The 13077-nt window shown below is 43.4% G+C and carries 7 protein-coding genes; all 7 read left to right on the forward strand.

Going from position 1 to position 13077, the window contains the following annotated elements:
- Positions 1–5: 5 nt before the first annotated feature.
- The 7 genes from V7L01_RS08250 (at position 6) to V7L01_RS08280 (ending at position 13029) form a co-directional block, all read left to right on the forward strand.
- Positions 6–3791: a hypothetical protein gene (locus V7L01_RS08250; protein ID WP_335033610.1), complete on the forward strand. Its 3786-nt coding sequence runs from the start codon at positions 6–8 to the stop codon at positions 3789–3791.
- Positions 3792–3829: 38 nt separating this feature from the next.
- Complete coding sequence (locus V7L01_RS08255) at positions 3830–4441, forward strand: CIS tube protein (protein ID WP_335033611.1); 612 nt, start codon at positions 3830–3832, stop codon at positions 4439–4441.
- Between the two features lie 68 nt (positions 4442–4509).
- Entirely contained in the window at positions 4510–6363 is a 1854-nt protein-coding gene (locus tag V7L01_RS08260; protein WP_335033613.1) for a VgrG-related protein, read from the forward strand.
- 17 nt (positions 6364–6380) lie between these two features.
- Positions 6381–6884, forward strand: a complete 504-nt coding sequence (locus tag V7L01_RS08265) for a PAAR domain-containing protein (RefSeq protein WP_335033615.1) — start codon at positions 6381–6383, stop codon at positions 6882–6884.
- Between the two features lie 795 nt (positions 6885–7679).
- A complete protein-coding gene (locus tag V7L01_RS08270) occupies positions 7680–10037 on the forward strand; it encodes a family 2 encapsulin nanocompartment cargo protein terpene cyclase (RefSeq protein ID WP_335033617.1) in 2358 nt (785 codons plus the stop codon).
- A gap of 68 nt (positions 10038–10105) precedes the next feature.
- On the forward strand, positions 10106–11515 hold the full coding sequence (locus V7L01_RS08275) for a family 2B encapsulin nanocompartment shell protein (protein ID WP_335033619.1): 1410 nt from the start codon (positions 10106–10108) through the stop codon (positions 11513–11515).
- Between the two features lie 104 nt (positions 11516–11619).
- Positions 11620–13029 (forward strand): family 2B encapsulin nanocompartment shell protein, encoded by a 1410-nt coding sequence (locus tag V7L01_RS08280; RefSeq protein ID WP_335033620.1) that lies wholly within the window; start codon positions 11620–11622, stop codon positions 13027–13029.
- Positions 13030–13077: the final 48 nt, after the last annotated feature.

Below are 13077 nucleotides of genomic sequence, written 5' to 3' on the forward strand. Positions count from 1 at the left end.
TCACTATGCAACTTAATCAATCTCCACTAGGAAACAATATTCGTCCCCTTGGGGTAATCTCATATTTATCTCATCCTCACATAAGTTTATTGAGAAAAGAGTCTTATTCTCTACATTCACGAAGTAATTTTATCAGTCCCATACAAACTAAACCACCGTTAGCTACATCTTCTAAGTTTTTCTTGTCTCGCGAAAATGAACCGTCGATACAACCCTTAATAGGTTGGGATAGTTGGGAGGATCGCGATATAAATAGTGATTTTTCATTACTTGAGTCTGATTCTTTTGATTCAATAGCTCTACCCGAAAATAATAATATTAATAGTAGCGACTCAGTAAAAAACAGTATTCCAGAGATACTGCCAAATAGCATTGATAACAATACGAGTAATAATATCTCGACAAAACTAAATATTAAAGGTAAATCTAAATCAAAAAAACCAAATAAATCTCAACAGCCACAAGAGAAAAAATCAAAACCTAGAACTAAAAAAGCAGTCAAATCATCTGTGGCTAAGAATGACAACCAATTTGTTGATGAAAGCGATATTACCATTAATCGTAATGAAGATAGCTTATTAGCATCAGATGAGCCTTTGTCTATTGAAGCTTCGGAACCCCCCACTTTACAACTGGAGACTGGTTCAGAAAATACTACAAATGATAATAATGTTAGGAATCTGATGCCAGGAATAACGGCATCAGCTTCGCCTATTTTAGAAGATAATTCGACTTTACTCAGGGATATTACTAACGATGCTTTGCAATTAAATCCTGAGGTGCAATCTAGTTTTACCAGTGCAGAGTCATCTGTTACAGAAAGCATTATGTCCTCAGAAGGAAAGATTGAATTAGACAAGAATAAAAGTGGATCGGTCGAAGATTCGCCTAGAGAATTTCCTTTGTATAATGCGGAGGAAATATTTACTCCATCTAGCAACTTTACCAATAAAGTAATCCCTGAAGCATCAGAAGTACTTAATATCCCAGATATTCCAGTCAGCCCAACACCATCAAAACAGGATATAGAAACATCTCAAGCTGCTTCTATAGTTGATAATAAAACCACTGCTTCTCAAACAAACTTAATCCAAGCAAAAGAGGTGTCACCAAGTTTAACCTCTCCATTGCAGGAAAAAGAATCACCACATACAAATAGTAATCATGAGGCAATTACAGCCATTGAACCAAGTTTAATATCAGAAAGTATCGTAAATAATTTTGTCAGAGATAATACTGTTGTTGATAATTCTCTAACTTTGTCGTCAGCACTTACCTCATCTGATGTTAATGATGCACCAACTTTACTCCATCCTTTGGCGAATGATGAAAATACCGTAGGGGCGGATACCTATGCGCCCGCGCCCCTACCAGATGTTACTACACCTAATTCTGAGTCTTCAGTTGCAAAAAGCCCTATTGCAATACAACAAAAAATTGATTCGAGTATTTCGAGTGAGTTTCCAGCCAGTGCACCTGTTCAGTTAACACCTACCTCAGCCGATATTACCGCCACATCACCTGAAATTGGTGAAACACCAACAATTACTGGAACATCGCCTGAAATTGGTGAAACAGCGATCGCACCACTTACGACTACATCGTCTGAAATTGCTGAAACACCAACAATTACGACTACATCGCCTGAGATTGGTGAAACTGCGATCGCACCACTTCGCGCAACATTACCTGAGATTGGTGAAACACCAAAAATTACGGCTACATCGCCTGAGATTGGTGAAACTGCGATCGCACCACTTATGGCTACATCGTCTGAAATTGTTGAAACACCAACAATTACGGCTACATCGCCTGAGATTGGTGAAACTGCGATCGCACCACTTACGACTACATCGTCTGAAATTGCTGAAACACCAACAATTACGACTACATCGCCTGAGATTGGTGAAACTGCGATCGCACCACTTCGCGCAACATTACCTGAGATTGGTGAAACACCAAAAATTACGGCTACATCGCCTGAGATTGGTGAAACTGCGATCGCACCACTTCGCGCCGCATCGCCTGAGATTGCTGAAATTGCGATCAAACCAAAAATTACGGCTACATCGCCTGAAAATGGTGAAACTGCGATCGCACCACTTACCGCCACATCACCTGAAATTGTTGAAACACCAATAATTACTGCCACATCATCTGAGATTGGGGAAACAGCGATCGCACCACTTATCGCCACATCACCTGAAATTAGTGAAGCGCCAAAAATTACGGCTAAATCACCTGAGATTGGGGAAACAGCGATCGCACCACTTATCGCCACATCGCCTGAAATTGTTGAAACACCAACAATTACTGGAACATCATCTGAGATTGGGGAAACAGCGATCGCACCACTTACCGCCACATCGCCTGAGATTGTTGAAACACCAATAATTACCGCTAAATCACCTGAAACAGCGATCGCACCACTTATGGCTACATCGTCTGAAATTGTTGAAACACCAACAATTACCGCTACATCGCCTGAGATTGGTGAAACAGCGATCGCACCACTTACGGCTACATCGTCTGAAATTGTTGAAACACCAACAATTACCGCTACATCGCCTGAGATTGGTGAAACAGCGATCGCACCACTTCGCACAACATTACCTGAGATTGGTGAAACACCAACAATTACTGGAACATCGCCTGAAATTGGTGAAACTGCGATCGCACCAAAAATTAGTGCTACATCATCTGAGATTGCTGAAACACCAACAATTACCGCCACATCGCCTGAAATTGCTGAAACACCAAAAATTAGTGCTACATCATCTGAGATTGCTGAAACTGCGATCGCACCACTTCGCACAACATTACCTGAGATTGGTGAAACACCAACAATTACCGCTACATCGCCTGAAATTGGTGAAACTGCGATCGCACCAGTTAGCGCCGCATCGCCTGAGATTGGTGAAACTGCGAGTATTTTCAGGAAAACTATTGACAATGAACAAACAGTAGAATCAGAATTTACCTTTGCGGTAACAAATCCTGAAATATCAACCTTTGTTGATACCCCAGATAATCCAACCTCCCCACAAGATGAGGTGAGCACACCACCTGAAGTTGAGCAAAATAGTTTACAGACACTCAATTTTAAGGAATCAGAAGAAAAAACTTCTCCAGAGACTCCGACTAAAGTAGATTCTTTTCCAGACACTTCATTACAACTAAAAAGCGCTGAGACTCACTCACCTCAGATATCTAATTCTTTAATTCCTTCTTCCTTGGGGTTGGATATTGGAAAACAGAAACTTTCAATCCTTAATTCTCCACAGCTTAATCCTCTTCAAAACGAGACAATTTATGTAGGTGAACCTTCACCTCAATACTCATCGCCTCCCCTGATATTCCGAAAAGCAAATCCTAATACTACTAATACACCTTCCCAATCGTCAAACACACCTTCTCAATGGTCAAGTGTGGAAGATTTACTAAATGGAAATAATGATGAATTCACTAGCTTCAACTTTAATGATGTGGAATCTAACAGCCAAAATTATGAATTTTCTCATGTTTCCGAATCGCCACAAATTTTTGCTAAACACCTTCCCGCACCTAGAGGCTTTGCTGAGGATAGAAAGGTCACTCCAACCGATATATCTAGAGACATAGAACCAGTAACTCAGAAGATAGAAAATACTTATTTGTCTTCTAAACTAGATGCTAAAGATGATACGGCCGATCTGGAAGCTCTAGCCCGTGAAATTTATAGCAGATTACGGCAACGGATAGAAATTGAGCGAGAGCGTCATGGCGGTCACTCAGGTCGATTACCTTGGTAAATTCCCATTCAATAATTAATTTTTGGAGAAATACTCAGATGCCAAGTCCAGCAATTATTGTTATTCAAAAGCTTCAACCGCAACTTGAGAAAGCCAAACTTATAGCTTATAACAAGGAAGCACCAGATATTGAATTAATGTTTAATCCCACAGACATTAGTTTTGCTCGGACTGTTAGGTGGGAAAGTAAACAAGGTAATAGAGGAACTACTCTACTTCCCAAGATAAATTTTTCTGGTGTTGAGCCTTACAGTTTCACACTGAAACAATTACTTTATGATACTTATGAAACGAAAGAGTCGGTGATGAAAAAGTATATAGACAATATTAAGAAAGGTGTAGAAGCTATCACTAAAATGCCTGACAGTCGTCCACCTGTTTACATATTCACATGGAAAACAGAGTATTTTTATTGTGTAATCACGAGTCTAAATTACACTTTAAATATGTTTCTAAGTGATGGAACACCAGTAAGGGCACTGGTAGATATAGCCTTGCAAGAAGTAGATCAAAAAAACCTTCCTGGAGGAATTAAATCTGCATCTAAAGGCAAAAATCGTCAGCCAAGTAATAGTCTAGGAAATACTGGGAAACAAAATTCACAAAAGTCACCCAATTCACAAAAACCACCAAAGTCAGGAAGGAGATAAAAACTAATTGATCGCTAGTTTGTTCTTAAAGACTGCTCTGAACATTTCATAGTTGCAAAATAATAGTTATGCCTACTAAAGAAAGCCTTTATTTAAGTAATCTTCAAATTCAAATAGACGGAAAAGCTGCTTCTCCTGAATTAATGGAGGATGTGTTGCAAATGACAATAGAAGAAAGCCTTCATTTACCAGCGATGTTTACGCTAGTAATACATAATAGCTATAATCCTACATCTGACCAAACACAAAACCAGCCTTGGCGACATGAGCCGTTTTTTAAGATTGGGAAAAAAGTGACGTTGGGTTTTAATTCGAGTACTACTCAAGATAAGAATTTTCAAGACGAGAAAATAGAAAAAGTACTGATTGAAGGCGAAATTACAGGGATGGAAGTTCACTTCAATGAAAAATCTGAAGCTGAGATAATTGTTCAGGGCTATGATATTTCCCATCGTCTTCACAGAGGTCGTTATAATCGTTCTTTTTTGGAACAAACTGATGGCAACATAGTCGCAAAAATAGCTAAAGAAGTAGGGATAACAGTTGGTAATATAGACAAAACTACCCCAGTCAATGAGTATGTCTTCCAAGAAAACCAAACTAATATGGAGTTTTTGCGGGAAAGGGCAGCCCGCATTGGTTTTGAACTATTTGTTACAGATGGCAAAATAAATTTTTGTGCGCCAAAACCAAAAGCTAAAAAACCTTTACCACTAGAATGGCTAGTTGATATTAATAAATTTAGTACTCGCGTCACCAGTGCTGAACAGGTGAGTTCTGTAGAAGTACGTGCCTGGGACTATACCAAAAAACAATTGATTACCGGAACAGCTAACAAAGAGGAGCAACTCAGTAAAACAGGTAATAATCAAGGAAGTAGTACCAGTACTGCATTTACGAATCTTAAGTCCTACAAAATGACTGTTGTAGATAAACCTGTTGCCACTAAAAAACAAGCAGATACTATGGCTCAGGCTCTGTGTGATGAACTAGGAGGAGAATTTGTTTATGCAGATGCCAAGGCAGAGGGTAATCCTGAGATTCGACCGGGGCGAATTATTAATCTAAAGGGTATGGGCGATCGCTACAGTGGAGAGTATTATGTTACAGAAACACGCCATTTCTATACTAAGCGAGTTTATTACACTGATTTCAGCGTGCGGGGACTACGTTCTGGTGACTTATTCACAACTCTATCTACACAAAAACGCCTACAGCCATCTCAGACTTTATTAGTGGGAATTGTAACTGATAACGAAGACCCAGAGGGATGGGGTAGAGTAAAAGTCAAGTTTCCCACCCTCACAGAAGATCATACAAGTGACTGGGCGAGAGTTGTAGCTTTGGGAGCAGGAATAAACAGAGGTTTCGACTGTTTACCAGAGGTGAACGATGAAGTCTTGGTAGGTTTTGAGCATGGCGATATCCACCGTCCCTACATAATTGGCGGAGTATGGAACGGGAAGGATGCACCACCGGAAGACGTAGTTGACTCAGTTACGACAAAAGGTCTTGTAAGATTACGCACCTTTAAAACTCGTGTAGGACATACTCTACAGTTTGTTGAAGAGGATGAATCAATTGGTAAAAGGGGTAAAAGCGGTAAAGGTGGTAAAGCTGGTAGAGGTGGTAAAGCTGGTAAAGCTGGTAAAGCTGGTAAAGCTGGTAAAGCTGGTAACACTAGTAAAACAGGTATTCGCTTAGAAACTATATACGGTCATCAAATTTATCTCAATGATAGTGAAAAGTGTATAGTCATTACAACCAAAGGCGGTCATGAAATCAAAATGGACGACAGCCTTAGGTCTAAATCTGTTTCAGTGACATCAAAAGGTAATTTATCATTAGATGCACGAGGAAATATAGACATTACAGCCACGGGCATCATTACAGTCCAAGGCAAGATTATTAAACTTAATTAATTCGTTAGGAGGTTGTCATGCCAGGTAGAGCAGCAGCAAGAATTACCGACAATGTAGCGCATCCCTTACCACCAGTATTGACAGGAGGCCCAGGTAGCCGCAATGTGTTGATTGGGTCTTTACCTGCGTGGCGAGGTGTGCCTGCACCAGCAGTAGCGGGTTTGCTATCTGCCAAAACATCTTCTAATACGACTGTCCAAGTGGCTGAGGCTGCTACCAAGGCGGCGACTGGTACACCAGGGCAACCTGCTGCCCTAGCTGCCGAACAAAGTGTAAAGGCAACAGCATTAAGTACCATGAGTAGCGCAATCCGTTCTGCTGCGGCAGGTGCTGATATTCATAATTGCGCCACACCCTCGCCCGTACCTCCACATGGCCCCGGTGTTGTAATTGACGGTAGCAGAACAGTGCTGATTAATAACCTGCCTGCCTGTCGTATGGGCGATACTATTATAGAAGCATTAGGGCCACTACCCAATAAAATTACCAGAGGTAATCCCACTGTTTTGATTGGCGGCTGATTGGTGAAATAGGGGGGTGAAAAGTGGAATTCCGATCTGCGTCCACGAGTAAAAAAGACTTGTCCACGAGTGTTTTTTACCCATAAAAAGCCTTAATCTATACCGAACACACTTGCACATCATTCTCCCCCTGCCCCAGGCAAACGCATCTAAATATTAACAAGCCTGAATCAGGGTGAAATACACCAAGACTCAAACCAAATAAGGCTTTCAAAAAATTAAATCTCACTATGCATGAGAATGATAATCATTAGAAAATAAAGACTTAGACGCAAGCCTCATACCGTCATTACTGGAGTCCAAACTAGAGGAGAAAAGGGAAACTACAGTACGCAACGTGCAAGGTTTAACTCTCATTCTTATGCTTAACTGTTTGTTACATACCTACAAATTTTCTCACTTGGTTGTTTAGTAGCAATTAGTACCTTTTTTGCAGTGAATGGACGTGTATTTAGCTATAAAAGTATTGATTTAGTTAAGTGGAAAAGTGGGAAAAGTAGGACGTTTTCTAGAAACTCTTGATAATGCTGTTGATAAGCTGTAATTTAATGCTTGGTATATATTTTGCAAGACTAACTTGTAATTTTTTCGATTACTAGAAATAATTTCACTTAGTCAAGATTAACAGCGAATGTCAAATTATAGCTCCCACTCAGGGATGGCACAACATTAGATCGCTAGGTGTAGGGGCACGGCACTGCCGTGTTCCTACAGGTATAACTTACGTAAACTAGAACCACTATAACGCGACTTCAATCAAGACACTGAGCTTAAACTAATAGGTTTAAATGGACAATGACTTCAAGCAAGCAACCTTTTGAGTTGCCGAGTTTTTATGTGCCTTGGCCGGCACGGCTGAACCCAAACCTGGAAGCGGCACGGGTACATTCTAAAGCCTGGGCTTATGAAATGGGGATTTTGGGTGGAGTAGAGGGATCAGAAGATTATGGGATTTGGGATGAGCGCAAGTTTGATGCCCATGACTATGCGTTGTTGTGTTCTTATACCCATCCAGATGCCGATGAACCCATGCTCAATCTGGTAACTGACTGGTATGTTTGGGTATTTTTCTTCGACGATCATTTCCTTGAGCTTTACAAGCGTAGCCAAGATATGGCTGGGGCTAAGAAGTACCTCGATGGACTGCCAGCGTTTATGCCTGTGCAACCCCAAGAAACGCCGCCAGAACCCACCAATGCCGTAGAACGGGGTCTAATAGACCTCTGGGATCGCACCATCCCCAATGCCTCCCAAGATTGGGTAATCCGGTTTTCTGAGAGTACCATCAATCTTCTCAAAGAATCTCAGTGGGAACTCGCCAATATCAGCCAAAATCGAGTTGCTAACCCGATTGAGTACATTGAGATGCGCCGTAAGGTGGGGGGAGCGCCCTGGTCAGCTAACCTAGTGGAACACGCGGTTGGGGCAGACATTCCGGCGGCGATCGCCCCGACTCGGCCAATGCGTGTCCTCAAAGACACCTTTTCTGATGGGGTACATCTGCGAAATGACATCTTCTCTTACCAAAGAGAAGTGGAAGAAGAAGGGGAAAATGCTAACTGTATCTTGGTTTTAGAACGATTCCTGGATGTGAGTACCCAAGAGGCGGCCAATCTCACTAACGATTTACTAACCTCTAGGGTGCAACAGTTCGAGAACACCTTTGTCACAGAGCTTCCTTCTTTGTTCGAGGAACATAGTCTGAGTCCCGATGAGCGTCTGAAAGTAGTCCTATATGCCAAAGGACTTCAGGACTGGCAATCAGGGGGTCATGAGTGGCACATGAGATCGAGCCGCTACATGAACCAGACATCAGACAAATCTTCGACAGCAAGCTGGTTTTTAGGCGGCCCCACTGGACTAGGCACATCGGCGGCCCGTCTGGGAGCTTTATCCGATAGTTTGGGACTGAAACGGTTCAAAAGCTTTACTCATGTCCTCTATCAGCCTGTAGGGCCAGTAACTCTGCCCCAGTTTTATATGCCCTTCTCCACCAGCTTGAATCCTTCTCTAGAGGAGGCTCGGCGGCATTCTAAGGAATGGGCGCGTCAAATGGGGATGTTGGACGTACTGCCAGGGATGCCCAGCATTTACATCTGGGACGACCATAAATTCGATGTAGCTGACGTGGCATTATGCGGTGCCTATATTCATCCCAATGGATCTAGTCCTGAGTTGAATATCACAGCTTGTTGGCTCGTTTGGGGAACCTATGCCGATGACTACTTTCCGGCATTGTATGGCTATAACCGAAATATGGCAGGAGCAAAAGTCTTTAACGCTCGGTTATCAACCTTTATGCCCCTTGATGGAGATCCCATTCCCGAAGCAACCAACCCAGTCGAACGGGGTTTAGCGGATATTTGGGCGCGGACGGCTGGGCCGATGACAGCTAATGCTCGTCGCCAGTTCCGCCGGGCGATCGAGAATATGACGGAAAGTTGGTTATGGGAACTGGCTAACCAAATCCAAAATCGCATTCCCGACCCCATAGACTATGTGGAAATGCGTCGTAAGACCTTTGGCTCCGATTTAACCATGAGCCTGTCTCGACTTTCCCAAGGGGATGAGATTCCACCAGAGATATTTCTCACCCGAACTATGCAGAATATCGATAATTCAGCCGCAGACTTCGCCTGTTTGACAAACGATATTTTTTCTTACCAGAAAGAAATCGAATTTGAGGGCGAGATTAATAACGGTGTGCTGGCAGTTCAGAATTTTCTTAACTGCAATATCCCCCACGCTGTCGCCATTGTTAACGACCTGATGACCTCTCGTGCCCTTCAGTTTGAACATATCGTTGCAACTGAACTCCCTATCTTGTGTGACGATTTCAACCTGGATACCAATGCCCGGAAGAAACTGTACGGTTACGTCAAGAAACTGGAACAGTGGATGTGCGGCGTACTCAAATGGCATAGGGCAGTAGACCGCTATAAGGAATTTGAATTGCGGAATAACTCGACAGAAAAGCGGTTACTCCAAGGCCCCACAGGGTTAGGCACTGCGGCAATTCAGATTAGACCAAGTGTTGGTCAGAAAACAACCCAAACCAATGTTCAGCCAGTGGTGCAGAACTTGCTAAGTAGTCCAACAGGGTTAGGGACTTCAGCTATGCAAATCAGATCGCTGTTAGGAAGGAAAGGTTAGCTCAATCTGAGTCCCTATTCCGGTCAATCGAATAACTTGTCAACAAACATTACCAATGGAGATTCATCATGACTAATACAGCAAACACTCCCCTAGAAAATCTAATTGAGCAACTGCCAATGAGTTTGCAGACTGAAGCGGCGCGGAAATTGGCAGGCACCACCAAAACCCAACCCCAGATGCAGGGAATTACCTCACGGTGGCTTTTAAAACTACTGCCTTGGGTAGAAACCGTGGGGGGTAGCTATCAAGTCAACCGCCGCTTAACATATACGGTTGGGGATGGACGGGTCAGCTTTACTAGTACAGGAATCCAAATACAGGTCATTCCGCAAGAACTCACTGAGTTACCTTTATTGCGGGGATTTGAAGATGTCGAGGTGTTAAATGCCTTAGCTAGTCAATTTGTACAACAAGAATTTGCTGCGGGTGATGTCATCATCCAAGAAGGTCAACCAGCCAATAGAGTATTGCTGATTGCTCATGGTAAAGTCAACAAAATTGGCGCAGGCAAGTATGACGATCGCGTTGTTTTGAGTGTATTAGCCGATGGCGATCATTTTGGCGACTACGCTTTAGTCGAAGCCGAGGATACTTGGGATGTGACCCTCACAGCGATTACCCGTTGCACCATCTTGTCTCTGCCTCAAGCAGCCTTTCAAAACCTGGTTAACCAGTCTGAGGCGTTACAAGCGCAAGTGGATCAATTCAGGGAAAAATTGCGCCAACCCAAAAACCAATACGGGGAAGCCTCGATTGATATTACCTCCGGCCACCTCGCAGAGGCAGTATTACCTGGGACTTTTGCAGATTATGAACTCAATCCACGAGAATATGAGTTAAGTGTCGCTCAAACCATTTTGCAAATCAATACACGGGTTGCTGACCTCTACAACGAACCCATGAATCAGACTGAGGAACAATTGCGCCTCACCATTGAAGCATTACGGGAACGCCAAGAACACGAAATGATTAACAATCGTGACTTCGGACTGTTACACAATGCCGATCTCCAACAACGCATCTTCACTCGCAGCGGCCCTCCAACTCCTGACGATCTCGATGAATTGATCTCCATTGTTTGGAAAGAACCGAGCTTTTTCTTAGCTCATCCCCGCACCATTGCCGCGTTTGGTCGGCAATGCAACGCCCTTGGACTTTATCCCAACCCTATCCCTATGGGTAACAGTGCAATTCCGTCTTGGCGTGGTATTCCCATCTATCCTTGCAATAAAATTCCCGTTACGAAAGAGCGTACTAGCTCGATCCTGTTAATGCGTGTGGGAGCAAGCAACCAGGGTGTTATTGGTCTGCACAAAACGAATATTCCCGATCAATATCAGCCTAGTTTGTCTGTCCGCTTCATGGGTATTAACGAAAAGGCCGTTATTTCTTACCTAGTTAGTGCTTACTACTCTACAGCCGTTCTTGTTCCTGATGCACTAGGCATCCTTGAAGATATAGAAATTGGTCTCTAAGTAGTCGGACATCCTCTCCAAAGTAGGGGCGAACGACCGTTCGCTCTTACTCTTTGATGCTCTCTCTTAGGAATGTAAATTTAGTTGTATGAAACGTTAACTTTATGACAGATGCTTTGATTAGGCCTGATTTAGATCGAGAAAACCGACAACTCCAGATAAGCTTAAGCACAAAAGGGGCGCGGAATTTAGCCAAAACCACGAAAACTCCGCCCCAGATGCAAGGCATTACCCCCAGGTGGTTGTTACAGATGTTGCCTTGGGTACAAGTTAAGGGTGGGGCCTATCGGGTTAATCGTCGCTTGACCTATGATGTTGGTAATGGACGGGTCAGCTTTACCAATACAGGGAGCCAGGTGCGGGTCATTCCCCAAGCCCTTTGTGAACTATCTTTACTGCGTGGTTTTGAGGATATTGAGGTACTCAACGCTTTAGCAGACCGCTTTGTACAACAAGAATTTGCCCCAGGTGAGGTAATTGTAGAGGAAGGTCAACCAGCCGACCAGGTGTTATTAATTGCTCATGGTAAAGTTAATAAGCTGAAGGCAGGCAAATATGAGGCGGAAGCTTTACGGGATATCTTAGCTGATGGCGATTGTTTTGGTGGCGAAGCTATAGTTCTATCTCAAGAAACTTGGGAGGTTAGCCTGAGAGCTGTTACGCGCTGCATAGTTTTGTCTTTGTCGGTACAGGCATTTCGGGAGTTGATGAACCAGTCTGCAACGCTTCAGGCTCAGGTCGATCGCTTTAGAGCTATATTGAGTAAACCCCAGGATCGGCATAATCAAGCGGCGATCGCCATGACTGCGGGTCATACTCAGGAAACTGAGTTACCCAGGACATTTGTTGATTACGACTTGAAACCACGGGAATATGAGTTAAGCCTCGCTCAAACCATTTTACGGGTGAATACACGAGTTGCTGACCTCTACAACGAACCCATGAACCAGACGGAGCAACAATTACGGCTGACTATCGAAGCGTTGCGGGAACGGCAAGAATACGAAATGCTGAATAATCTTGATTTCGGGTTGTTGCACAATGCCGATCTCAAGCAACGCATCTTTACCCGCACCGGGCCACCAACTCCAGATGATTTTGATGAATTGCTCTCTCGGCGGCGCAAATCCCATTTTTTCCTAGCTCACCCTCGCGCGATCGCTGCTTTTAGCCGGGAGTGTAACCGTCGTGGAATCTATTCCCCAAGCACGGAGGTCAACGGCAAGATTGTACCTGCATGGCGCAACTATCCGATTTTTCCTTGTAACAAAATTCCGATCTCCAAGGAGGGTACTAGCTCTATTTTGATATTCCGGACTGGAGAAGAAAACCAAGGGGTGATAGGTCTACACAAAACGGGTATCCCTGATGAATACCAACCCAGTTTGTCTGTGCGGTTTTCGGGTATCAACGAAAAAGCGATCGTTTCTTATCTTGTCACCGCCTACTACAGCGCAGCCATTCTCATCCCCGACGCACTTGGCATCCTGGAAGATGTCGAAATTGGGCGCTGAGGGAAGGGTAAACCTGACTTTTTTTACAGTGACTAAATTAAATGTCGT

This window comes from Nostoc sp. (assembly GCF_036917095.1).
Lineage (GTDB): Bacteria > Cyanobacteriota > Cyanobacteriia > Cyanobacteriales > Nostocaceae > Nostoc.